This window comes from Tateyamaria algicola (assembly GCF_047715485.1).
Classification (GTDB): Bacteria; Pseudomonadota; Alphaproteobacteria; order Rhodobacterales; family Rhodobacteraceae; genus Tateyamaria.
The window spans coordinates 3145262-3167828 of record NZ_CP180422.1 but is presented as its reverse complement, the minus strand read 5'-3'; the positions used below and the strand labels follow the sequence as shown (position 1 = coordinate 3167828).

Sequence of the window (22567 nt, the reverse complement as noted above, 5' to 3'; positions counted from 1 at the left end):
TGCTACTCCGCCGCATCCCGCGCCGGGGCACCTTCGCCGTAGGGCACGTTGATCCCGCCATAGCGCCGGACGCGCAGGTTGCACTGTTCGGCGTGGCCCACGAACCCCTCGAGCATACAGAGGCGCGAGCCGTAGGCGCCGATTTCTGCCGCCGCCTCATCCGTGGTAACCTTTTGATAGGAATGCGTTTTCAGGTACTTTCCAACCCACAAACCCCCAGTATAGCGCCCCGCCTTTTTTGTGGGCAGGGTGTGATTGGTGCCGATCACCTTGTCGCCATTGGCGACATTGGTGCGGGGGCCAAGGAACAGCGCGCCATAGCAGGTCATATGCTCAAGGAACCAATCGTCGCGGTCTGTCATGACCTGCACATGTTCCGAGGCCACATCATCGGCCACCTGCAACATCTCGTCATAGGTGTCGCACAGGATGATTTCACCGTAATCCTCCCAACTTTTGGAGGCGGTGTCGGCCGTGGGCAGGATGGTGAGGATGCGCGCGATCTCGGCTTGGGTCTCTTCGGCCAGCTTGCGGGAATTGGTCAGCAGGACGGCGGGAGAGTTATAGCCGTGCTCGGCCTGACCCAGCAGGTCCGTGGCGCACATTTCAGCATCTACCGTGTCATCCGCGATCACCATGGTCTCGGTCGGGCCTGCGAACAAATCAATGCCGACGCGGCCAAACAATTGGCGCTTGGCCTCGGCCACGAAGGCGTTGCCGGGACCGACCAGCATGTGCACAGGGTCGATGGTTTCAGTGCCGATGGCCATGGCGCCAACGGCCTGGATGCCGCCCATCACATAGATCTCGTGCGCGCCGCCCAGATGCATGGCCGCGATCACCGCTCCGTTGGGTTTGCCCTGCCAGGGGGCGTGCAGGCGATGATGCGCGGAACACCCGCGACCGAGGCCGTGGCCACAGACATATGGGCAGAGGCGACCATGGGGAACTTGCCGCCCGGCACGTAGCACCCAACGGATTGCACCGGGATGTTCTTGTGCCCGAGGATCACGCCGGGCATCGTTTCGACCTCGATATCCAGCATCGAGTCTCGTTGCGCCTGCGCAAAATCGCGGACCTGCTGCTGCGCGAATTTGATGTCGTCAAGCTCGCGGGGTGTCAGTTCGGCGATCAACGCGTCTATTTCATCCCGGGTCAGGCGGAAGGATGCCGGGGAATAGTTATCAAACTTTTCTGACAACGCGCGCACGGCGGCGTCGCCGTTCGCTTCGATGTCGGCCAGCGTCGCCTCGACGATTGTGCGCGTCTTGGCGTCGTCTTCGGCCCGCTCGGCCTCGGGCTTGCCACGTTTGAGATATGCGATTGTCATTGCGTCACCTTACGTTTCGGGGCGCGGCGGAACCTTGTCGCCGCGATCGAAGGCTTCCCAGCCCTCGCCATTGAAAACATCGACCCCCAGTTGGGCCAGAACATGGGGGAAATCGACCATGACGTAGTTGTCGGTGATCCGCTGTTCCTCGACCTTCCAGAAGTCCATATACCTGATTTCGATGCGTTTTCCGGTGGGCTGCACCCCCATGAACACGCCGGAATGCGTGGCCTCCTGCCGCCCGAAGGCCGCCGCCCATTCGCCCATGTAAAGGCGCGCCTCATCCACGCAGACCTTGTCGGAAAAGGCGGCCTGAAAGGGGCGCTGCCAGTTGTCCTGAAACGCCTGCAGCCCAGTCTTGGTGCCGCACCCTGTATTGCCCACCCAACGAAAGGACTGGGCAAAAAACTGGCCGATATCGTCGATGCGATGGTCGTTCAAGCCATCCACCATCTCCTCGATCACGGCGCGGGTTTGGTCCGTTTTGGACATGTCGGTGTCGCGGGTCAGGACCGCTTGTTCTGGGCGTGAACCCTTCATCTGGTTTTCGCCTCCGGCGGGCATATTTGAGGAACAATGAAGTTGTACGTCATCCCTTGACCGCCCCCGCTGTCAGGCCCGACACGATCTGGCGCTGGAAGACCATGACCAGCAGGAACAGTGGTGCCGTGATCGACACCGCAGCCGCCACCGCTTCGACCTGATCGGTGGTTGTTGTTTCGCGGTTGAAATAGCCCGCGATGGCAGGAACCATCGTCTGGTTCTGCGCATCGAGCAGCAGGGCCGTCACGAGGAAGTCGTTATAGCCCAAAAGGAAGCTGAAGAGGCCTGTGGTGATCACCCCCGGCCACATGACCGGCATGATCACGCGGCGAAACGCCTGGAAGTGGCTGCAGCCATCGACGCGGGCGGCCTCGTCCAACTCGCTGGGTATGTTCTGAAAGAAGGAGCGCAGCATCCAGATGGTGAAGGGCTGGTTGATCGCCACCAACACCGCGATGATCGCCCAAGGCTGACCATAAAGCGTCGGGCTGAGATCACCGAGGATCGGGCGCAGGATTTCCGCCGAGTTGATGAACCACGGCAGGTAGCCTGCCACCAGCACCGAATGCGGCAGCGCGCGGAACACAAGTGCCACGATCAGCAGCCAAAAGGCGAGGTTCGAGCCCGAGCGCGCCAGGCCATAGCCCGCCAACGTGCCGACCGTGAGCGACACGGTCACGACACCGGCTGTCACGATCATCGAGTTGATGAAGTTGCGGTAAAACCGGTTTTCGCCCCAGACCGCCACATAGTGTTCCGTGGTCAGCCCGATGATCGGTGCGCCCAGTGGCCCCGCGATGCTGTTGAGCGCGCCAAAGACAATGGGCAGCACGCCAAAGAAGATCAGCACGAACAGCAACCCATAGGCCGCAGCCCCCACCAGCCAACCAACAACGATGAAGCCGGGTGGAGAAAACTGTTCGACCATTGCAGGCAGGCGCGTGAAGGCCCAGCGGATCACGAAGTACAGGAGGGCCAACCCGAGCACGATGTCGAGAAGGCTGAGCCCGTTTCCAGCGGCCCGTGTCGCAGGCCCGGTGATCACGTCCCAAGCGCTGGCGGCGAAGGCGTCGCGCGGGGATTTGACGCTCATCACCGCGATCCAGACGATGGGGAAGGCCGCGATCAGGCACCAGAAGGCAAGGAAGGTGCCCGATGCAATTCTGAGCGAGAGAGGCTGTGCAGTTGCTTTGGAGGCCATCAGTGCGCCCCTCCCTTGTGGTCACGCCAGGTGCGGCGCAGCGGCAGGATCAGCAGGATCACGATCCCGATCATGGTGAGCATGGAGCTGGCCGCCGCCCGGCTGATGGCGCGGTTGCCCGCATCGTCCGGCGTGAGGAAATTGAAGGTCAGCCATTGCAGGGAGATGACATGCGCCTCGCTGCGGAAGCCGATGATTTCATCAAACACCCGGTAGCAATCCATCAGGTGGATCAGCGCGATGAAGATGATCAGCGGCATCAGGTGCGGCACGATCACGTAGCGCAGTCGTTCAAACCTGTTCGCCCCGTCGATGATCGCGCTTTCCAACGTGTCCATGTTCACGGTTTGCAGGCCCGCATAGAAGATGACGAAGGCAAAAGGCGCCACGTGCCAGACGCGGTAGAAGTACATGAGCAATTCGATCGTCCAGGCCTGGGCAAACATGGCGATGTCCTGCCCGCTCCAGCGTTCCAACGTGGCCGTCAGGATGCCGTCGCCCACGAATAGCCAGTAGATCGACAGCGAGCCAATCACGGGTGTGATGATGAACGGCAGAAGCGAGACGAAGATGACCGGCCCGCGCAGGGATTTGGTGGCGTTGTTGACCGCCAGCGCAATCATCAGCCCCACCCCGATCACCAGTGGCAATGTCAGCAGCGTGAAGGTCAGCGTGAACCGCAGCGCCTTCCAGAAGTCGATTTGCAGAATGTCGCGCCAATTGCCTGATCCGAGAGCGGCCCAGAACTTGTCCATTTGCAGCACGTTTTGATAGCTTTGCAGGCCCACCCAGGCCGTGGTTGTCTGCGCCTTGCCCGTCTCCTCGTCAATGATGGGCACCGTCTTGACCTCGGTCGTGCAGGTCTGCGTAAGGAAGCCGGGGGTGCAGGTCTCGACCTCGATCTGTTGCATGACGGGCTGAGTGACCTGGAAGGACTGGATGAAGACCGAAACCAGCGGTGCCGCAATGAACAGCAGCATCATGAAGACCGAGGGCCCCACGAACCAGAAGAAGGTTTTGAACTTCATCGCGATGTCCTTTCACGCGGCGGATGCCGGAGGGTTCAGCAAGGGGCGCGCGCCTGCGCCACCGGCAAAGCCACCCGGGGGCGGTGGATCGGCTGGCCGGGCAGAGTGCCGGCCAGCCGAAAAGTCGCTTATTGCAGCACGCCCGCCTCTTTGGCGGAGGTGGTGTAGGCCTCTTCCACAGCGACCAGCGTGGCCGCCGCATCCCGATCACCCGTCAGGAAGGCGGGCAGTTCGTTGCCGAGTGCGGTGTGCAGCAGGCCCATTTGCGTGGTCGAGGGATAGGCAGGTGCCGCAGGCGAGGCTGTGGCCGTTGCAATCGCGCCTTCGGCGAGGGGCCCGGGCTCATAGCCTTTGACCAGCCAGATCGCCGCCTCGTTGTTGGCTTTGACCATCTCTTCGTCCATTCCTTCCATCGCCAGACGGAAGGCGGCATCGGCCTCTTCATCCGTGATGTTGGCGGCGATCACGATCCCGTCCCACCACAGGGTCGTGGCTGGCGCACCGCCTTCCATGGCGATGGGTGCTGCGGCCATCTTGACCTTGCCCACGACCGAGCTTTCGTTTTCGTCGTTCATCGCACCAGCACGGCTGGCCCACAGGTTCGACATGGCGATCTTGCCCTGCTGGAACTGCTGCTGCACGTAGGTGGAATCGCTGACCAGCACTTCGGGGTCGGCATAGGGCAGCGTCTTGGCCATCGTTTCCAGCGCCTTGAGGCCCGCATCCGAATTCACGGCCGTGGTGTTGTCGGCGTTGAAGAACGCGCCGCCAAAGCCGGGATACATGTTCACGAATTCCTGCGCGAGGTTCCAGCCGGATTTCATGGTCGCGCCGATGGGGTGATCCACAACCCCTGCCGCCTTGATCTTTTCGGCGGCGGCAAAGACGTCATCCCAGGATGTGGGCGTGTCGATGCCCAGATCCGCAAAGATGTCTTCGCGATACATCAGGTGCTGGGTGTTCACCATCATGGCCACGGCCATGATCTTGCCATCCACGCGGATCAGCTGGTTGGGCGACAGGTTCTCGCCGTACTTGGCAACCAGGTCATCCAGCGGACGGATTGTGTCGGCGTTCAACAGCGGTGTAATGGTGCCGTTTGACACGCCGCCGATGTGGTAAAGCGACGGGTTCGCCGCGAAGGCGGCAGGTTGCTTGGTGCGGAATTCCTGGTCCAGCTCGGCCTGGAAATTGCCGCACTCCGCCATGGCGTCGGTCACGGCCTTCCATGCCTCGAACCCTGCGGTGAGCGACTTGAGCGGCACGGTGTTTTCATAGGCGCAGGCGGCAAAGGCCGATGTGCCCATGAGCGAGACTGCGCCCGCGAGTGCCAGTTTCTTCAGATACATTTGCAAACTCCCTGTTGCGTTGGCGCCAGTGCATCTTGCAAGTCTGCACCGGCTTTGATTGGCCCGGCCCGGGTGCCCCCGGTGCCGGGCAATTTCGATCAGCCGAGCCTTTCGCCCGACGAAGTTGAAAAGGCATGGCAAATGCCCGCCGGGATCGAGAACGACACGGTGTCGCCAATCTCGGCCCGGTATTCCTTGTGCGCCTTGACCGACACCAGCTGCCCCCCTGCGCGCACGGTCAGCATTGTCGCGTCCCCGAGCAGTTCGATGGTGTAGATGGGGGCCGTGATCTGCCCGTCTGCCTCGGCCAATGCGGCATCCTCGGCGCGAAAGCCCATGGTCACGGGACCGTCCGGCGCGTCCACACCGCTGATCTCAACGTTTTCGCCAGTGAAGGTGCCGCCGCTCATAGTACCCTCCAAGAGGTTCATGGCCGGCGAGCCGATGAAACTGGCAACAAAGGTGTTGGCAGGGCGATCATAGATTTCGGTGGGCGTGCCGACCTGTTGCACCTTGCCCTGCTTCATCACCACAACGCGGTCGGCCAGCGTCATCGCCTCGATCTGGTCGTGGGTCACGTAGACGGTGGTGACTTTCAATTCGTGGCTGAGGTTCTTGATCTGGGCGCGGGTAGACACCCGCAGCTTGGCATCGAGGTTCGACAGCGGTTCGTCCATCAGGAACACGTTGGGTTCGCGCACAATGGCGCGGGCCAGCGCCACGCGCTGGCGTTGCCCACCTGACAGTTCCGCAGGCTTGCGGTGCAGGAAATCGTCCAGCTCGACCATGGCCGAGGCGCGGCGCACACGTTCGTCATGGGTGCTTGGGTCTGCTTTGCGCACCTTGAGGGGGAAGCGGATGTTTTCGTAGACATTGAGATGCGGATAGAGGCCGTAGGACTGGAACACCATCGCCACATCACGGTCTTTCGGGTCGAGGTCGTTGACCCGTTTTCCGTCGATCATGATGTCGCCTTCGGTCGCATCCTCAAGACCCGCGATCATGCGCATCGTCGTGGTCTTGCCGCAGCCCGACGGGCCCAAGAGCACCAGGAATTCCTGATCCGCGATGGTGAGGTCGAAATTGTCGACGCCGACAAAGGACCCCCAGCGCTTGTTGATGTTGCGCAATTGAATTTCGGCCATCGGATACCCCCGTCACGGCATAATGGATCAAGGCTAGACGCCGGTTTCGGCTCTTGGCAACTGTTTTTTGCACACGTGTGCAAAATGGGATGTTGCGGACGATTTGGCCGATGAAACTCTGTGCAACGCTGCGGGTGCATTCAAAGGGCCAGAGGTTTGAATTCGCTAACTCGGCTCGGGTTCTGGCTTGCAGTCATGGCGAGCAGACGCTGCGCTGCGGCATGCTTCGGGCTGAGGAGGGAAGCGGCGTTGTCGAAGATGCCACAGACCACAACCAACGCTCGAATCGCTTGGTTAATCGCCGTCAATCAAGCGTTGCGCAGCCTGTGCAATGCCAGCCGCAGATGGCAAAGTCGCCGCATAGGCGCGACCTGTCGCGATAAAGCTGTCCTCTGCCGTGTAGCGCGCAATCTTGCGGTACCCGCCCTCGAAAAGGGCCGTCATGACCCCTTCGGCAATACCTCCGGATCGGCGGGTTTCATCCACCACAAGGATGTGTCTGCACCCCTCAACAGCAGCCAGCAGGCTGTCGATTGGCAAGGGTGCAAGCCACCGCAAATCGATCAGCCGCGCATTTTCGACACCTGCTTGCTCGGCCAGATAACGCCCGTTGCCGAAGGTGACGATGGCTAGGTCGCCATCACCCTGCACGCCGACCTGGCCCATATCGATCCGCTGGTCCGGCGCGGGATAGGTGCGCATCCATGCGCCATCGCCCAGATGCACGTCGCGCATCGGATACAGGGCAATGGGTTCGAGGAACACGCAGACCCGGTTTTCCTCACGCGCGAGACGATGGCACTCGCGCAGCATCTGCGCCGCCTCCGCCCCATCCGATGGGCAGGCGAGGATCAGCCCCGGAATGTCGCGCAACACAGCCAGCGCGTTGTCATTGTGGAAATGCCCCCCGAACCCTTTTTGATAACCCAGCCCTGCAATGCGCAGTACCATCGGGTTGGCCCACTGCCCGTTGGAAAAGAACGGCAGCGTCGCAGCCTCGCCGCGCAACTGATCCTCGGCATTGTGCAAATAAGCGAGGAACTGGATTTCGGGCATGGGCACAAAGCCGTTATGGGCCATGCCGATGGCAAGACCCAGAATGCTTTGTTCATCGAGCAGCGTGTCGATTACACGGGACGGCCCGAACCGCGCATGCAGCTTTTGCGTGACTCCGTAAACGCCACCCTTGCGCCCCACATCCTCGCCCATCACGACCGTTTCGGGATGGGTCAGCATGAGGTCGGTCATCGCCCAATTGATCAGCTTGGACATCGGCTGGGGCTGGTCCATCTGCGCAAGGTCACTGCCAAAGGCGTCCGCGCGGGCCTGCGCACTTGGACCGTTCGGCACACGTGCACCGCTGGGGGGCGGCACAATTGCCGACATGACCTCGGCAGCATCCTTGAGTGCAGGACGCCCTGCGATCTCTGCCGCCTGCGCCCGCGTGCGTTCGAGCGTGTCCGTGTAGACGCCAAGCACGTCCCGCGGTGTCAGACCCAGTTGAATCAGCCCACTTGCGGTGCGCAACAGCGGATCATTGGCCTCATCAGCTTCGACCTCAGCCCGGGGCAGGTAACTGGTGGCCACGTCGGCGCCCGCATGGCCATACAGCCGCACCGTGCGCAGATGCAGCACGGCCGGTTTGCGATGCGTGCGCACAAAATCCGCGGCTTGCGCGGCGGCGCGGAAAGTATCCCAGATATCCAGCCCATCACCGGCGAAGTAAGTCAGGCCCGGCCGATGGGCGAGGCTGGTACTGACCCAACCTGCCGGGGTCTTGGTCGAGATGCCTATCCCGTTGTCCTCGCAAATCAGCAGCAGCGGCAGGGGCACGCCCTGATGGGCCGTCCAGCCCGCAGCGTTGATCGCACCTTGGGCGGTGGAGTGGTTGAGCGAGGCATCGCCAAAGCTCGCCACCGCGATCCCGTCGCGCGGCAGGATCGCGCGATCAGGACGGGCGCGCCGCGACAGGCCCAGCCCGTAGGCGGCCCCAAGTGCCTTGGGCAAGTGGCTGGCGATGGTCGAGGTCTGGGGCGGAATGAACAGATCGCGGCTGCCCAGCACCTTGTGCCGCCCGCCGCTGGTGGGATCATCGGCGGCACAGGCAAAGGACAGCAGCATGTCGCGGCACATGTCCTGCCCCTTTTGCGCCGCCCGGGCCACCTGAAACGCGCCGTCGCGGTAATGGAGAAACGCGACATCATCGACACGCAGCGCGTGCGCAACGCCCGCCATCCCCTCATGCCCGGACGAGCCGATGGTGTAGAACCCCTGCCCTGCCTTCTGCATCTCGCGACTGACAATATCCAGTGCGCGGGTCAGGCATTGGTGCTCAAAAAGCGACCGAGATGTCGCGGCATCAAACCCATGCGGCGCGACATCAGGCAGGTCTTGCGCGGCCACACGGCGCAGGAAATTCTCGTGAACAATCGAAACGCGGTCCATGGGGCCTCTGTCGGAAAGATTTAGTGCCTCCGGCGGTGGTACTTATGGTCAGAAGAAACTGGAATTCCTCGTTTCTTCTGACCCCAAATACCATCGGGGGGTCCGGGGGGCAGACAGCCCACCGGTTCTGCGGTCAGAAAAAGGCCTGCAGCCCGGTTTGCGCGCGCCCGAGGATCAGGGCGTGCACGTCATGGGTGCCCTCATAGGTGTTGACCGTCTCGAGGTTCATCATGTGGCGCATCACCTGGAATTCGCCCGAAATCCCGTTGCCGCCGTGCATGTCGCGGGCGTTGCGCGCGATGTCGAGCGCCTTGCCGCAGTTGTTGCGCTTCACGATCGAGATCATCTCGGGCGCCGCTTGTGCAGAGTCCATCAGGCGCCCCACCTGCAAGGCCCCTTGCAGGCCCAGCGCGATTTCCGTCTGCATATCGGCCAGCTTTTTCTGGAACAGCTGTGTCTGGGCTAACGGCTTGCCAAACTGTTTGCGATCCAGCCCATATTGACGTGCCGCATGCCAGCAGAACTCGGCTGCACCCATCGCGCCCCAGCTGATGCCATAACGGGCGCGGTTCAGACAGCCAAACGGCCCTTTCAACCCCTGCACATCCGGCAACAGGGCACTCTCGGGAACCTCCACGTTTTCCATCACGATTTCACCGGTGATTGAGGCGCGCAGCGACAGTTTGTTTTGGATTTTCGGGGCGGACAGGCCCTTGACCCCTTTCTCGAGCACGAAGCCGCGGATTTTGCCGCCATGGGCCCCGGACTTGGCCCAGACCACGAAAACATCCGCGATGGGCGCGTTCGAAATCCACATCTTCGCGCCGTTCAGCACGTAACCCCCATCCACTTTCCTGGCGGTCGTCTTCATCCCCGCCGGGTCCGAGCCTGCATCGGGTTCGGTCAGGCCAAAGCAGCCGATCCATTCGCCCGAGGCCAGTTTGGGCAGGTACTTCTTGCGCTGCTCTTCTGAGCCATAGGCATAGATCGGGTACATCACGAGACTGGATTGCACCGACATCATCGAGCGATAACCCGAATCAATCCGTTCAACCTCGCGCGCAACAAGGCCATAGGACACGTAGGAGCCACCCAAGCCGCCATACTCTTCCGGCAGGGTTACCCCCAACAGGCCCATCTCGCCCATCTCCCGGAAAATCTCCGGCTCCGTTGTCTCGTCCGCAAAGGCATCAATCACACGCGGGGCCAGCTTTTCCTGGGCATAGGCGGCGGCAGAGGCCTGGATCATCCGCTCGTCCTCGCTCAGCTGCGCTGACAGGCGGAAAGGGTCGGCCCAATCGAAGCTGCCCAGATCGGGGGCGTCCTTGGCTTTCAGGATCTTGGCTTCGGCGTTCATGGCATCGCTCCTTGGGCTGTTACGGGTTGGGGCGCAGTATTGCAGAGAACGGGGGGAACTTCTAACGATGGCTTGTCCTGTAATACATGAGGAAAACTCATATGTTCGCCCACCGTCGTTACCTGCCGTCCATTCCTGCGCTGCTGGCATTCGAAGCGGCTGCGCGGCTCGGCTCGGCCACGGCGGCAGCGCAAGAACTGTCCCTGACCCAAAGCGCGATCAGCCGCCAACTCAAGACGCTCGAAGATCAGATCGGCGCGCAGCTATTTGCACGTCAGGGCCGCAGTCTGGTCCTGACCCCGGTCGGGCGCGGCTATGTTGAACAGGTGCGCGATGTATTGAACCGTCTCGGCTCCGCCTCTGTCGCGGCGGGGGCCAACCCGAAAGGCGGCGCGCTCAACCTCGCCATTCTGCCCGCTTTCGGCATGCACTGGCTCGCCCCACGCCTGGCGCATTTTGCCGCCGCCCACCCTGAGGTCACCGTGAACCTGTCGACCCGCCTGGCCCCCTTTGATTTTCGCACGCAGGCCTTTGATGCCGCCATCCATTTCGGACGGCGCGACTGGCCGGGGGCGGATTACCTGGCCTTGATGCCGGAAACCGTGGTGGCCGTTGCGGCCCCCGGCATGCTGGCGAAGATCACTGGGCCAGAGACGCTGCGCACCCAACCCCTGTTGCATCTCGACACCCGCCCCCGCGCCTGGGCGCGCTGGTTTGCGGCGCAGGGCCTTCCGGCGCCCGACAGTGCGGGCATGGTGTTCGATCAGTTTTCGACCATGGCGCAAGCGGCCATTCACGGCCTTGGTATCGCTCTTTTACCCACCTTCGTGGCAGAGCCGCACCTGAACAGCGGCGCCCTGGTCGTGGCCGCGCCCGGATCCGGGAAAAGCATCGGCGACTACTACCTCGTCTGGCCCGCAGATCGCCCCGTGCCGCCCAGCCTCGCCTCGTTCCGCACGTGGCTTTCGACCCAAGTGTCAAACGGCTGACGCCCGATTGCCCCATTTCCGCCCCATTGGACGGCGATACATGCCAGAGATGATTCTGTCTTTCGGTGGGGCCGAAACAAGCAACGAGGAGTGTCGCCATGAAGCGCACGATTACCATTCTGGCCGCTGCCGCAACGCTGATGTCCGCGACGGCAGCCCACACGGCCGAGCATACGATCCTGATCCTGCCGGATGCATATTTCCCGGCCATCACCTACATTGATGAGGGCGATACAGTTCATTTCGAGAACGTGTCGGGCGCAACCCACACCATCATCGCCAAGAATGACAACTGGGAACTCGGCCCGATTTCCAACAATGCCACGGCGACCAAGGTGATCGGCTCCGGCGTTCAAAAGACCTTCTACAACAAGGATCTGACGGACGAAAACGGTGCCTATGTCATCCAGGGCAACATGAGCTACTCCGACGCGCCGCTGGACTAATCCAAGTCTTCGTCTGACGTCGTCAGGGGCGCGATCAGCTCGGGCCCGGACGCGCGGTTCGAATTCACCGTCCGGTCCACCCGGTGCCAGACCAGCATGTCGTCAGGGGCGGCCCGCATCAGCGTGGCGGCCCCTTTGCCCTGTTCTCCCAGCCATAGCCCTATGTCGCCTTGGTCCAGAACGACCGGCATCCTGTGATGGATGGCCGACATTGGCGCATTCGCGCCCGTAGTGACAATCGCGGCGGTGCGCAGCTCGCCCTCTTGCGTGCCCCAGGACTGCCAGATGGCTGCCATGGCCAGTGGCGCACCGTCACTGCGGGTGATGTACCAGGGCAGTCGCGTCTCACCGTCCCGTGTCCATTCATAAAAGCCGCTGGCCACGATCACGGCCCGCCGCGTGCGACAGGCCGTGCGAAAGGCAGGCTTGTCCGCAATGGTTTCGGCGCGTGCGTTGATCAGCAAGGGGCCATCGTTTGGTTTTTTGTACCAGTGGGGAATGAACCCCCACCGCATGGCGCCCAAGCGGCGTTGCCCGTCCTGGGCCGTCACCAAGTGAACGGCGTTTGTCGGGCAGACATTGTAATTGGGCACGTCCGGCAAATCGTTGGCCGGTGTCGCCGCGAACAACTGCGCCATCGCATCCTGGGGCAAGGTGATGGCGAACCGTCCACACATGCGCATGAGCATGCGCATACGCATGCGGACTGGCAAGCCGTTAACGGGTAAGGTGCAGGTGTCCTGCACCCAGCGCCGTTTCAAATAAAAAAGCGCCCCACCTGGCATGTCGCAGGCAGGGCGCCGTGATCGCGTGTAAGGCGCACCTCTTGGTGCGCCTGCGGAGATTACTTCACCGTGATACGACCGTCGGTGTATGGTGTGAAAGGCCCTTGGGCGGCCAGGAACTCTGCCGTCACATCCGCCAGATCGGGGCCATAGTCATAGGCATTCTCAGCATCCTTGAACATCGCATAGCCATCGCCGCCATTGCGCACGTAGTTGTTGGACACCACACCATACAGCTTGGCCGCATCCAGCGGCGCACCGCCCACCATCACGTCGCTCACACGCTCGCCCGCGGGCTTGGACGCATCAAAGGCGTAGCTCATGCCCGCCACTTGCGGGAAGCGGCCTGCGCCTTCCTCGATCTGGCTCACACCGTTTTCAAGCGCGGCGAGGATGGTTTCCCCCGTCACCTGGAATGTCGACAGCGTGTTCTGGAAGGGCAGCACGGTCAGCACTTCGCCCATGGTCACAGGCCCCCCATCGATCGACGCGCGGATGCCGCCGCCGTTCTGGATCGCGATCTCGATCCCCTGATCCTTGACCCGGTCCAGCATCGCATCGGCAATCAGCGAGCCCATGGAACACTCCATGGCACGGCAGACCGAACGGTCACCCTCAATGACATCCGCGGCCTCAGCCACAACGCGCGTCTTCATCTCTTCGATGGGCGCGCCCATTTCAGCGATGCGGGCTGTGAAGGCCTCGTCGGGAACAAATGAGGCATCCAGCAGGATCGGATCGCCTGACGCCGCAGTTACATTGCCCGCATCGTCAAAGGTGACGGTCAACTGACCCAGATATTTGGTGTAAGCATAGGCTTGCGCCACCGGCGTGTCGCCAACCATGGTCGGATAGGCAGGTGTGCCCTCGTCGTCATTGGACATCAGCGTGTGGCTGTGCCCGCCGATCACCACGTCAATGCCGGGGACCGCTTCGGCAATGGCGAGGTCCTTGGTCAGGCCCACGTGGTTGAGGGCGATGATGATGTCGACCCCTTCGGCCTCCAGCGTCGCCACATCTGCCGCCAGCGCGTCGATCTCATCCTGGAACACGACATCCGGGCCCGGGCTTGAGGTCTCAACCGTGTCGACGGCCAGCGCTGAAATCACGCCAATCTTCTTGCCCCCGACCTCGAGAACGACGTGGTTTTCCACCTTGTCCTTGAGCAGATCGGACGAGGACAGGTCTAGGTTGCCGGAAATCACCGGGAACGTCACGGAATCCACAAAGGCGGCCAGCCCCTCTGGACCGTCGTCGAATTCGTGATTGCCCACGGCCATTACGTCATAGTTCATCTGCTCCATGAACTCGGCCTCGGCCGCGCCCTTGTACGTCGTGTAGAACAGCGAGCCCTGGAATGGATCGCCCGCATCCAGCACCACCACGTTCTGGTTGTCGAGCTGCGCCAGCGTCTGATCGATGGCCGTCTTGACCCGGGCCACACCGCCAAAGCAGCTGCCCTCGGCTTCGCCTTCCGCGTTGCAAGTCGAGTCGTACTTGTTGATCGACTCAATGCGGCTGTGCATGTCGTTGGTGTGCAGGATGGTCAGGGTGTAGTCGGCCATCGCGCTGCCTGCGCTGATCGCAAGAGCGGACGCGCCCATCAGAAATCGGGTCATCTTGGGGTCTCCCATGTTGATTATGACAGGTACGTGACAACAATCAGCTGTCGGAGTCAAAGACGATTCTAGCTGGCTGACGCAACGGATGCGTGACAGCGCGCACTTGACCGTTAGACAGGCAATCGGCATCAGGGGGCCATGCTGATTTACAAGATTTTCCGCGCCCCGGAATGGGCGAGTTTGCGCGAAAACGGCTCCACGCCCGGCGCGCCCATCGACGTAGCAGATGGCTACGTCCATTTCTCGACCGCTGCCCAGGCGGCGGAAACAGCCGCCAAGCATTTCGCAGGCCAGGACGATCTGTTCCTGATCGCTGTGGACGCAGACACCTTGGGCGATGCCTTGAAATGGGAAGTGTCGCGCGGCGGGGCAGAATTCCCGCATCTTTACCGCGAAATGCAGCTGGCAGACGTGCACTGGGCGCAACCACTACCCCTTGTCGACGGCGCGCACCAATTCCCGGCCGGGGCCGGTTTCGCATGAGCCACGTAGACCCGACCCGCGCGCAATTCGAGGCCTTCAAGAACCTGGACCGGGATCAGCCGATCGAGATGCTGAACCTCGTGGCCTTTCGCGACCTCGCCAACTATCCCGGCGATCACGAACTGGCGCGTGATGGCCTCACCGGGGCGCAAGCCTATGCGCTTTATGGCAAGCATTCCGGCCCGGTCCTCGAAAAGGTTGGCGGCAGTATCCTGTGGCGCGGCGGTTTTCAAACCATGCTCATCGGCCCGGCGGACGAAAGTTGGGACGCGGTCTTCATCGCGCGGTACCCGACTGCGCACGCCTTCCTCGCCATGGTGTCCGACCCCGACTATCAGCGCGCCGTTGTTCACCGTCAGGCCGCTGTCAAAACCTCTCGCCTGATCCGCTGCGCACCCGCGCAAGGTGAGGACAGGTTCGGATGAAGCAGATGATCGAACAGTTGGGCATGGCCGCCCTGGGCCGCCTTGACCCGGAAACCTCGCACGCGCTCGCGCTCAAGGCGACGCACACGCCGTTTGCACCACTGCCTGGGCCCGTGACCAGCGCCCGGTTGAAAACCACGCTGGCGGGTATGGATCTGCCCAATCCCGTGGGTCTTGCCGCGGGATTTGACAAGAATGCTACGGCCATCGCCCCCCTGTCGCGCGCCGGTTTCGGCTGGATCGAAGTCGGGGCCGCCACGCCCCTCCCCCAGCCCGGCAATCCCAAACCGCGCCTCTTCCGCCTCAACGAAGATCACGCCGCCATCAACCGCTTTGGTTTCAACAATGACGGGATGGAGGCGATTGAGTTGCGCCTCGCCAAACGCCCCAAGGGCGTGCCCGTCGGTCTGAACCTCGGCGCCAACAAGGACAGTGCCAACCGGGCCGAAGACTTTGCGCGCGTCCTGCAACACTGCGCGCCACATATCGATTTTGCCACCGTCAACGTCTCCAGCCCCAACACCGAAAAACTGCGCGACCTGCAGGGGCCTATGGCGCTGGCCGCCCTGCTCGACGGGGTGATGCAGGTGCGCGGGCGCATCCCGGTCTTCCTCAAAATCGCGCCCGACCTCACCGATCAGGACCTCGCCGACATAGCCAAAGTGGCCGAGGATGCGCACATCAGTGCCATCATCGCCACGAACACGACGCTGGATCGCGACGGGCTGCGCAGCAAGCATGCGGGCGAAAAGGGCGGGCTGTCCGGCCAGCCGCTGTTCGAAAAATCCACCCGCGTTCTGGCCAAGCTGAATAGTCTGACCAATGTGCCGCTGATCGGCGTGGGCGGTGTGTCGAATGCGCGCGATGCCTATGCCAAGGTCCGGGCGGGCGCCTCGGCGGTGCAACTCTATACCGGGCTTGTTTACGGTGGGCTCAGCCTTGCCGCGCGCATCGCCCACGGGCTGGATGTGCAACTGAAACAGGACGGGTTCCAGTCGGTGGCCGAAGCCGTGGGAACCGGTGCGCAAGACTGGCTTTAGGTTTCTTCTGACCGGAAATACCACGGGGGTCCGGGGGCTGGCCCCCGGCACATCACCCTGCCGCACGTTCCAACGCGGGATATCGGGCCCCCAGGGTCAGCCCACGCGCAGCGAAAGAGATCAGCAGCGCCGCCCACAGCCCGTGATTGCCCATGATCGGCAAAAGCACGAAAATCGCCACCCAGTAGATCGCAAAGGATATCGCCATCATGTTGCGCATGTCCCGGCCCCGCGCAGCGCCGATAAAGATGCCGTCGAACATCCACGCCGCGCAGCCCACCAGCGGGGCGGCCACCATCCACCACAAGTAGGCACGCGCCTCAATCTGCACATCGACATCCTTGGCCATAAGGTCGATCAGCCACGGCCCGGCCAGCAGAAAGGCAAGCGCAGTCGTGGCGCAAATCACCATGCCCCAGGTGCTGGTCATGATGGCCGAACGACGCACACGGGCAGGGTCACCCCGTCCATAGGCCCGCGCGATCAGCGTTTCGGCGGCAAAGGCGAAGCCGTCCATTGCATAGGCCGTGATATACATGAACTGGATCAGCACCTCGTTCGCCGCCAGCGTCACATCCCCAAAGCGGGCTCCGATGAATACGAAGCTGGAAAAAATCACCATCAGCATGGCCGAGCGCAGCAGGATGTCGGTGTTGAGCAGCGCCATGCGCACCAGCTTGACCCGGTCAAACACACGCGCCCAGTCGCGCCATGCGGGCCGATCTAGGGCTGCACGACACAGGTAGATGCCCAGCGCTGCGCCTGTCACTTCGGCAATCACCGTGGCATAGGCAACCCCTTCGACCCCCCAGCCGAACCCCAGCACAAAGACAAAGTTGAGCACGATGTTGATGCCGTTCATCACCAACTGCACCCAGAACACACCGCCCGTCCGCTCCATCGCGACAAGCCAGCCGGTCAACGCATAGACGGCGATGGCCGCAGGCGCCGTCCAGATGCGGATGAACAGGTAAGAGCGCGCGAGGCTTTCAACCTCGTCACTGGCCGGAGAAAGCTGGAATGCGGCCCAGAAGATCGGGACCTGCAGCAGGATCAGGCCAAGCCCCCCGCCGCCGCCACCAGCATCGCACGTGTGAGCCAGGCAGAGACCTCATCGTCATCCCCCGCCCCGGCCGCCTGACCAACAAGGCCCACCGTGCCCATGCGCAGAAAGCCGAAAATCCAGTAGATCGTGGACAGGATGATCGCACCCATGGCGACCGCACCGATGGGGGCCGCTTCGCCCATCTGCCCGACAACGCCCACATCGACCGCGCCAAGGATCGGCACGGTGGCGTTTGACAACACGATAGGCAGGGCGATCTTGAGCACCCGGCGATGGGTCAACGGCGCGGGCGGCGTGGTTGGGGCCTGCGCCTCCATCACAGGCATATCACCGACGCTGCGGCATGACGAAATGCCCGGTGCCTTGCGCGAACAGGCGCGCACGATTGTCCTGCCAGCCCTCGACATGGACCGAGGCATAGCGTCGGCCCGACCGGTTGATGCGCGCCCGCGCATAGGCATCGCGTGGCAGGCCTGAACGCAGATAGTCGACCGAGAAATCCACCGTTTTGGGGACACGCGGCAGCGTGGGCATGCCGCCGGGATCAAAGTCGAGCGACCCGGCCTCGATATCCTCCCATAGGTAGGACCAACTGAGCGTGATGATGGCCGTGACCTCCAGAAAGGCTGCCGTGACGCCCCCATGCAGCGCAGGCAGCATCGGGTTGCCGATCAGCTTTTCATCAAAAGGCAGCACGCCGGTCAGCTCATCCCCGCGCCGATCAAAGGTCATGCCGAGATACTGAATGTAGGGCACGTGGCCCACGAGTGCGGCAAGGGCCGCATCGCGGCGCTGTTTGACGACCTGAACTGGCTCGGGGCGTTTCATCGCTTGCCCTCCACCGTGAAGGCGCCCGTGGCCGTTGCCACGGGATTGTCGGCATCGTCGTCGCAGGCCGTGGCGCGCACAAAAGCGACCGAGCGGGTCACGTGATAGCAATGCGCGCGGGTCGTGATCGCCTGGCCGGGGGTGGCAGCGCGCATGTAGTCGATACGCAAATCGAGGGTCGCTGTGCCGCCGCTGTTGTCCGGGTGGCTCATCACCGCTGCCCCGCAACAGGTGTCCATCAGGGCCGATACGGCCCCGCCACTGATCACACCCGTTTCCGGATCGCCAATCAGGCGCGGATCGTAGGGCATGGTGATTACCGCCTCGCCCGCACCCATTTCCGTCAACTCCATGCCCAGATCACGCGAATGCGGAATTGCCTCGATAAACTGGCGGGCAAGCTTGAGTTGATCAGACATGCTGGGCGGTTTCCTTGCTGGTCTTCATCACTTTATGGGGCCGGTACTGGCGTGGGGCAAGCCGCCTGTTGCTCTTGTCCACAACCCAACGTAGGCTTTGATCAGGGATGGAGACACGCAAAGCCATGGCAGAAGAACGCTTGAGCTTCAAAGAGATGTGCGCGCAGTTCGATGTAACTCCGCGCACTCTGCGCTACTACGAATACATCGAGCTGTTGCAGCCCGACCGCGAGGGGCGATCACGGTTTTACGGCCCGCGCGAATGTGCCCGGATGAAGCTGATCCTGCGGGGTCGCAAGTTCGGCTTCCAGCTTGAGGACATCCGCCAATGGCTCATGATCTACGAGCACGAGGGCACGGAGGCGCAGATGCGCGCCTGGATCGAACTCGCCGACGGACAGCTGAAGGAACTGGATGTGCAGCGCGCGCAACTGGACGAGGCGATAGACGAGTTGCAGGACCTGCGCGACAGCGTGGCGACCGAACTGGACGACGGCTGAGGCCCGCCAAGGCACCGTTGCGTTGGGCTGACAGATGCCGCCCATCACCCGCTTGCGTTTGACCTGCGCCGCGCGCGTCCTACACCTTGGGCACTGCAGGCGGAACGACAAGAGCGGCCCAAGAGATGACGATGACCCCCAAGACGGTCCTGATCCTGGGCAGCGCCCCCAACGCGCCGGACTGTATCGCCCTGCCGAAATCGAAGCTGTCCGCCATCGTCGCCATCAACAACGCCTGGAGTGTGCGCGACGACTGGGATTACCACATCGCCCCGGATGACTTTCCGGCCCAACGCAGGCCAAATGCGGTCGACACAGGCCAGGCCTTGATCGGCCCCGCCGACTATGTCCCCGCCAACAACCAGTATGGCGGCATCGTCTATGCCGGGGCCACGATGGCCTTTACCGCCGGCTATTGGGCGCTGGCCGTCCTGCGCCCGACAACCTTGGTCTATTTCGGCTGCGATATGGTCTATCCCACGCAAGGCAACGCGCATTTCTACGGGACCGGTGCGGCGGACCCTTTGCGCGACGACATCACCTTGCGCAGCCTCGAAGCGAAGTCGGCCCGCCTGATGTATCATGCGGCCAATCAGGGATGTGCCTGCGTTCGCGCGCCCTTTGGTGACAGCCGCCTCGTCTTTCCCGCCATATCTGTCGAAGACATCGGCAAACGGCGCCTGCCGCCCGTGATGCCGGATGCGGATGCCTTCCAACGCGTGCGCGACTACGAAGAGCGGCTTGGCTATTTCGTGGAGTCCGGGCGGTACTGGGAAGCCGAGACCCGGTTTTGTGCTGACCACCTCGACGCGATTGACCGCATGTGGATGGCTTCGGAACAGGGCGCACCCGACCCGGATGCAGCGGCAACTTGGTAACTGAACGCGCATGCGCTGGTCTGCTTTTGCGCTGACGCGGCGCTACTGAATCGGCTTCAGCGCCGCTTGACGTAGCACACAAACACGTCAACCTGAGAAGTGACGCAACGTACAACTTACGTCAACGTCATCTCGTGGTTGCATCGAATCCGTCCCTCCCCCATGTCGTGACCGCAACGGGATATGCGAGTGATCCGATGAACGAGAAAACAATGACCATCCGTGAAATGTGTGACGCCTATGACGTTACCCCACGGACTTTGCGCTTTTACGAGGCCAAGGAACTGCTGTTCCCGATCCGTGAGGGCCAGAAGCGCCTGTTTACCAAACGCGACCGCGCGCGGCTCAAGCTGATCCTGCGCGGCAAGCGCTTTGGCTTCAGCCTGGAAGAGATCCGCCAGCTGCTGGACCTATACGACATGGGCGACCAGCAACAGACCCAACTGGCACGCACCTACGAGATTGCGCGCGACCGGCTTGCCGACATGGAAAGCCAGCGCGACGAGTTGAACGAGGCCATCGACGACCTCAAGGATCAGCTGAAATGGGGTGAGAAGATGATCGCCTCAATGAATGTGACGAAAAAGGCTGCTGAGTAAGCGCCGGAAGACCTAGGGAGAGAGACTTATGCCAAGCTACACGCCCCCCACCAAAGACATGCAATTCATCCTGCACGATGTGCTGAACGTGACCGGCGCCGACATCCCCGGCTATGACGAGCTTGAAGCCGATTTCACCTCTGCCATCCTTGAAGAAGCAGGCAAGCTGACCTCCGAAGTGTTGGCCCCCCTGAACGTCGTGGGTGACAAGGAAGGCTGCCGGTTGGAAAACGGAGTCGTCTACACCCCCACCGGGTTCAAGGACGCATTCGAACAGGTGAAAGAAGGCGGTTGGCCCGGTCTGGACATGCCCGAAGAGTTCGGCGGCCAGAACATGCCCTACGTCATCGGGACGGCTGTGGGCGAGATGTTTTCGTCGGCCAACATGGCCTTCACCATGTACCAGGGCCTGACCCACGGCGCGGCCTCGGCCATCCTCGCGCACGGCTCGCAGCAGCAGAAAGAAACCTACCTGCCCAAGATGGTGTCCTGCGAATGGACCGGCACCATGAACCTGACCGAACCGCATTGCGGTACCGATCTGGGCCTGATGCGCACCAAGGCAGAGCCGCAGGACGACGGCAGCTACAAGATTTCCGGCCAGAAAATCTTTATCTCGGCTGGTGAACACGACATGGCCGACAACATCATCCACCTCGTGCTGGCCAAGATCGTCGGCGGCCCCGAGGGGATCAAAGGCGTGTCTCTGTTCATTGTCCCGAAGTTCCTCGTGAACGAAGACGGCTCGCTTGGCGCACGCAACGGTGTCGCCGTGGGCAATATCGAAGAAAAGATGGGCATTCACGGCAACTCCACCTGCGTGATGAACTATGACGGTGCCGTGGGCTACCTGATTGGCGAAGAGCACAAGGGCATGCGCGCCATGTTCACCATGATGAACGAAGCCCGTCTGGGCGTCGGCATGCAGGGCCTGTCCCAGGCCGAGGTCGCCTACCAGAACGCGCTGGACTACGCCAAGGACCGCCTGCAAGGGCGCGACGTGACGGGTACGAAGAACCCCGACGGCCCGGCCGATCCACTGATCGTGCACCCCGACATCCGCCGGTCGCTGATGGACCAGAAGTCGTTCGCCGAAGGCGCGCGCGCCTTCATCCTGTGGGGGGCGACCATGATCGACGCCGCGCACCGCGCCGGTGACAAGGATGCGGACGGCATCGTGTCGCTGCTGACGCCGATCATCAAGGGCTTCCTTACCGACGTCGGCTACGACAACACCATCAAGGCCCAGCAGGTCTATGGCGGTCATGGCTACATCGAGGAATGGGGCATGTCGCAATACACCCGCGATGCCCGGATCGCGATGATCTACGAAGGCGCAAACGGCGTGCAGGCGCTGGACCTCGTGGGACGCAAGCTGGCGCAGGACGGTGGCAAGCACGTGATGGCGTTCTTTGATCTGGTCAAAAGCTTCATCAAGGAAAACGCCGGTCAGGACGAGGCCTATGACGCCGAATTCCTCGAGCCGCTGAAAGCCGCATCCAAGGATCTGCAAGCCGCTGGCATGTACTTCATGCAGAACGGCATGACGAACCCGAACAACGCGCTGAGCGGGTCTTACGACTTCATGCACATGTTCGGCCACGTCTGCCTGGGCCTGATGTGGGCGCGGATGGGCAAGGCGTCGCGCGCAGCACTGGCGGGCGGCACGTCGGACCCGGAGTTCCACGAGACCAAGCTGGCGACGGGTCGCTATTACATGGCGCGCCAATTGCCCGCCACATCGCTGCACCTGACGCGCATCCAGTCGGGTGGGGACACAGTGATGGCGCTGGAAGCGGCAAACTTCTAAACTCGCTAGGGTGGGCAAATTGCCCACCCTAGTTTCTTGAGGGAACGCTTATGCCCAAACGCTTTCGCCTGACCCGCCGCTTTCCGGTTGCGATGACCGAGGACGGCTATCGCCGCCTCAAGCGGTTTGCCGCCGATGCGGGTCTGGACGAGGGCGAGGCGCTGTCGTTCCTGTTCGAAAATTTCGATAGCGTGATGAACGAGGAAAACCTGACGGCCCGCCTGCGGCTGTTCAATTCCGAGTTGGAGGCGCGCAAACGCTGATCGCATCTTCTTCTGG

General features: G+C 62.2%; 21 protein-coding genes and 2 pseudogenes. 10 read left to right on the top strand and 13 right to left on the bottom strand.

Annotated elements, in window-relative coordinates; all coding sequences use genetic code 11:
- Window positions 1-2 precede the first annotated feature (2 nt).
- The 8 genes and pseudogenes from hisD to ACMHLQ_RS18005 all read right to left on the bottom strand — a co-directional run bounded on the left by hisD (window position 3) and on the right by ACMHLQ_RS18005 (window position 10398).
- A pseudogene (hisD, locus tag ACMHLQ_RS18040) lies at window positions 3-1330 on the bottom strand (histidinol dehydrogenase).
- A 9-nt stretch (window positions 1331-1339) separates the two neighbouring features.
- Entirely contained in the window at window positions 1340-1870 is a 531-nt protein-coding gene (locus ACMHLQ_RS18035) for an ester cyclase (RefSeq protein ID WP_415402080.1), read from the bottom strand.
- 49 nt (window positions 1871-1919) lie between these two features.
- Window positions 1920-3077, bottom strand: a complete 1158-nt coding sequence (locus tag ACMHLQ_RS18030; protein ID WP_415405312.1) for a carbohydrate ABC transporter permease — start codon at window positions 3075-3077, stop codon at window positions 1920-1922.
- Window positions 3074-4102, bottom strand: a complete 1029-nt coding sequence (locus ACMHLQ_RS18025) for a carbohydrate ABC transporter permease (RefSeq protein WP_415402079.1) — start codon at window positions 4100-4102, stop codon at window positions 3074-3076. The genes ACMHLQ_RS18030 and ACMHLQ_RS18025 overlap by 4 nt, the downstream gene beginning before the upstream one ends.
- Window positions 4103-4230: 128 nt before the next feature.
- Window positions 4231-5451: an ABC transporter substrate-binding protein gene (locus ACMHLQ_RS18020; RefSeq protein WP_415402078.1), complete on the bottom strand. Its 1221-nt coding sequence runs from the start codon at window positions 5449-5451 to the stop codon at window positions 4231-4233.
- 98 nt (window positions 5452-5549) lie between these two features.
- The gene (locus ACMHLQ_RS18015) at window positions 5550-6596 is read right to left on the bottom strand and encodes an ABC transporter ATP-binding protein (RefSeq protein ID WP_415402077.1); all 1047 of its coding nucleotides are present in this window, start codon (window positions 6594-6596) and stop codon (window positions 5550-5552) included.
- 294 nt (window positions 6597-6890) lie between these two features.
- Entirely contained in the window at window positions 6891-9041 is a 2151-nt protein-coding gene (locus ACMHLQ_RS18010) for a thiamine pyrophosphate-dependent enzyme (RefSeq protein ID WP_415402076.1), read from the bottom strand.
- 133 nt (window positions 9042-9174) lie between these two features.
- Window positions 9175-10398 carry an acyl-CoA dehydrogenase gene (locus tag ACMHLQ_RS18005; RefSeq protein ID WP_415402075.1) on the bottom strand — a complete coding sequence of 408 codons (1224 nt, stop codon included), beginning with the start codon at window positions 10396-10398 and terminating at the stop codon, window positions 9175-9177.
- Window positions 10399-10499: 101 nt separating this feature from the next.
- Here ACMHLQ_RS18005 and ACMHLQ_RS18000 point away from each other — a divergent pair, with 101 nt between their 5' ends.
- The gene (locus tag ACMHLQ_RS18000; RefSeq protein ID WP_415402074.1) at window positions 10500-11387 is read left to right on the top strand and encodes a LysR substrate-binding domain-containing protein; all 888 of its coding nucleotides are present in this window, start codon (window positions 10500-10502) and stop codon (window positions 11385-11387) included.
- A gap of 98 nt (window positions 11388-11485) precedes the next feature.
- Complete coding sequence (locus ACMHLQ_RS17995; RefSeq protein ID WP_415402073.1) at window positions 11486-11833, top strand: hypothetical protein; 348 nt, start codon at window positions 11486-11488, stop codon at window positions 11831-11833.
- Here the strand turns inward: ACMHLQ_RS17995 and ACMHLQ_RS17990 are convergent.
- Window positions 11830-12510, bottom strand: coding sequence for an SOS response-associated peptidase (locus ACMHLQ_RS17990; protein WP_415405311.1), 681 nt, complete (start codon window positions 12508-12510; stop codon window positions 11830-11832). The genes ACMHLQ_RS17995 and ACMHLQ_RS17990 overlap by 4 nt on opposite strands.
- 167 nt (window positions 12511-12677) lie before the next feature.
- On the bottom strand, window positions 12678-14237 hold the full coding sequence (locus ACMHLQ_RS17985) for a bifunctional metallophosphatase/5'-nucleotidase (protein WP_415402072.1): 1560 nt from the start codon (window positions 14235-14237) through the stop codon (window positions 12678-12680).
- Window positions 14238-14378: 141 nt separating this feature from the next.
- Here ACMHLQ_RS17985 and ACMHLQ_RS17980 point away from each other — a divergent pair, with 141 nt between their 5' ends.
- The 3 genes from ACMHLQ_RS17980 to ACMHLQ_RS17970 are packed head-to-tail and all read left to right on the top strand — an operon-like array spanning window position 14379 to window position 16188.
- Window positions 14379-14723, top strand: coding sequence for a DUF952 domain-containing protein (locus ACMHLQ_RS17980; protein WP_415402071.1), 345 nt, complete (start codon window positions 14379-14381; stop codon window positions 14721-14723).
- Window positions 14720-15148: a DUF1330 domain-containing protein gene (locus tag ACMHLQ_RS17975; protein ID WP_415402070.1), complete on the top strand. Its 429-nt coding sequence runs from the start codon at window positions 14720-14722 to the stop codon at window positions 15146-15148. Before ACMHLQ_RS17980 ends, ACMHLQ_RS17975 begins: the two co-directional genes overlap by 4 nt.
- Complete coding sequence (locus tag ACMHLQ_RS17970) at window positions 15145-16188, top strand: quinone-dependent dihydroorotate dehydrogenase (protein ID WP_415402069.1); 1044 nt, start codon at window positions 15145-15147, stop codon at window positions 16186-16188. The genes ACMHLQ_RS17975 and ACMHLQ_RS17970 overlap by 4 nt, the downstream gene beginning before the upstream one ends.
- A gap of 52 nt (window positions 16189-16240) precedes the next feature.
- Here ACMHLQ_RS17970 and ACMHLQ_RS17965 read toward each other — a convergent pair.
- The 3 genes and pseudogenes from ACMHLQ_RS17965 to ACMHLQ_RS17955 all read right to left on the bottom strand — a co-directional run bounded on the left by ACMHLQ_RS17965 (window position 16241) and on the right by ACMHLQ_RS17955 (window position 18501).
- A pseudogene (locus ACMHLQ_RS17965) lies at window positions 16241-17571 on the bottom strand (MATE family efflux transporter).
- A gap of 10 nt (window positions 17572-17581) precedes the next feature.
- A complete protein-coding gene (locus tag ACMHLQ_RS17960; protein ID WP_415402068.1) occupies window positions 17582-18082 on the bottom strand; it encodes a PaaI family thioesterase in 501 nt (166 codons plus the stop codon).
- Complete coding sequence (locus ACMHLQ_RS17955) at window positions 18079-18501, bottom strand: PaaI family thioesterase (RefSeq protein ID WP_415402067.1); 423 nt, start codon at window positions 18499-18501, stop codon at window positions 18079-18081. The genes ACMHLQ_RS17960 and ACMHLQ_RS17955 overlap by 4 nt, the downstream gene beginning before the upstream one ends.
- 125 nt (window positions 18502-18626) lie before the next feature.
- Between ACMHLQ_RS17955 and ACMHLQ_RS17950 the strand changes: the two genes are divergently transcribed.
- From ACMHLQ_RS17950 to ACMHLQ_RS17930, 5 genes are all read left to right on the top strand, one after another.
- Complete coding sequence (locus ACMHLQ_RS17950) at window positions 18627-19001, top strand: MerR family transcriptional regulator (RefSeq protein ID WP_415402066.1); 375 nt, start codon at window positions 18627-18629, stop codon at window positions 18999-19001.
- A gap of 125 nt (window positions 19002-19126) precedes the next feature.
- Window positions 19127-19879, top strand: coding sequence for a hypothetical protein (locus ACMHLQ_RS17945; protein ID WP_415402065.1), 753 nt, complete (start codon window positions 19127-19129; stop codon window positions 19877-19879).
- A gap of 197 nt (window positions 19880-20076) precedes the next feature.
- Entirely contained in the window at window positions 20077-20478 is a 402-nt protein-coding gene (locus ACMHLQ_RS17940) for a MerR family transcriptional regulator (RefSeq protein ID WP_415402064.1), read from the top strand.
- Between the two features lie 28 nt (window positions 20479-20506).
- The gene (locus tag ACMHLQ_RS17935; protein ID WP_415402063.1) at window positions 20507-22288 is read left to right on the top strand and encodes an acyl-CoA dehydrogenase C-terminal domain-containing protein; all 1782 of its coding nucleotides are present in this window, start codon (window positions 20507-20509) and stop codon (window positions 22286-22288) included.
- Window positions 22289-22338: 50 nt separating this feature from the next.
- Window positions 22339-22551, top strand: a complete 213-nt coding sequence (locus tag ACMHLQ_RS17930; protein WP_076626669.1) for a hypothetical protein — start codon at window positions 22339-22341, stop codon at window positions 22549-22551.
- Window positions 22552-22567: the final 16 nt, after the last annotated feature.

Excerpts from the sequence above, each read along its gene's own strand:
- ACMHLQ_RS18035 (WP_415402080.1), bottom strand. The coding sequence starts at position 1,870 with ATGAAGGGTTCACGCCCAGAACAAGCGGTCCTGACCCGCGACACCGAC.
- ACMHLQ_RS18025 (WP_415402079.1), bottom strand. The coding sequence starts at position 4,102 with ATGAAGTTCAAAACCTTCTTCTGGTTCGTGGGGCCCTCGGTCTTCATG.
- ACMHLQ_RS18020 (WP_415402078.1), bottom strand. The coding sequence starts at position 5,451 with ATGTATCTGAAGAAACTGGCACTCGCGGGCGCAGTCTCGCTCATGGGC.
- ACMHLQ_RS18015 (WP_415402077.1), bottom strand. The coding sequence starts at position 6,596 with ATGGCCGAAATTCAATTGCGCAACATCAACAAGCGCTGGGGGTCCTTT.
- ACMHLQ_RS18010 (WP_415402076.1), bottom strand. The coding sequence starts at position 9,041 with ATGGACCGCGTTTCGATTGTTCACGAGAATTTCCTGCGCCGTGTGGCC.
- ACMHLQ_RS18005 (WP_415402075.1), bottom strand. The coding sequence starts at position 10,398 with ATGAACGCCGAAGCCAAGATCCTGAAAGCCAAGGACGCCCCCGATCTG.
- ACMHLQ_RS18000 (WP_415402074.1), top strand. The coding sequence starts at position 10,500 with ATGTTCGCCCACCGTCGTTACCTGCCGTCCATTCCTGCGCTGCTGGCA.
- ACMHLQ_RS17995 (WP_415402073.1), top strand. The coding sequence starts at position 11,486 with ATGAAGCGCACGATTACCATTCTGGCCGCTGCCGCAACGCTGATGTCC.
- ACMHLQ_RS17990 (WP_415405311.1), bottom strand. The coding sequence starts at position 12,510 with ATGTGTGGACGGTTCGCCATCACCTTGCCCCAGGATGCGATGGCGCAG.
- ACMHLQ_RS17985 (WP_415402072.1), bottom strand. The coding sequence starts at position 14,237 with ATGACCCGATTTCTGATGGGCGCGTCCGCTCTTGCGATCAGCGCAGGC.
- ACMHLQ_RS17980 (WP_415402071.1), top strand. The coding sequence starts at position 14,379 with ATGCTGATTTACAAGATTTTCCGCGCCCCGGAATGGGCGAGTTTGCGC.
- ACMHLQ_RS17975 (WP_415402070.1), top strand. The coding sequence starts at position 14,720 with ATGAGCCACGTAGACCCGACCCGCGCGCAATTCGAGGCCTTCAAGAAC.
- ACMHLQ_RS17970 (WP_415402069.1), top strand. The coding sequence starts at position 15,145 with ATGAAGCAGATGATCGAACAGTTGGGCATGGCCGCCCTGGGCCGCCTT.
- ACMHLQ_RS17960 (WP_415402068.1), bottom strand. The coding sequence starts at position 18,082 with ATGAAACGCCCCGAGCCAGTTCAGGTCGTCAAACAGCGCCGCGATGCG.
- ACMHLQ_RS17955 (WP_415402067.1), bottom strand. The coding sequence starts at position 18,501 with ATGTCTGATCAACTCAAGCTTGCCCGCCAGTTTATCGAGGCAATTCCG.
- ACMHLQ_RS17950 (WP_415402066.1), top strand. The coding sequence starts at position 18,627 with ATGGCAGAAGAACGCTTGAGCTTCAAAGAGATGTGCGCGCAGTTCGAT.
- ACMHLQ_RS17945 (WP_415402065.1), top strand. The coding sequence starts at position 19,127 with ATGACGATGACCCCCAAGACGGTCCTGATCCTGGGCAGCGCCCCCAAC.
- ACMHLQ_RS17940 (WP_415402064.1), top strand. The coding sequence starts at position 20,077 with ATGAACGAGAAAACAATGACCATCCGTGAAATGTGTGACGCCTATGAC.
- ACMHLQ_RS17935 (WP_415402063.1), top strand. The coding sequence starts at position 20,507 with ATGCCAAGCTACACGCCCCCCACCAAAGACATGCAATTCATCCTGCAC.
- ACMHLQ_RS17930 (WP_076626669.1), top strand. The coding sequence starts at position 22,339 with ATGCCCAAACGCTTTCGCCTGACCCGCCGCTTTCCGGTTGCGATGACC.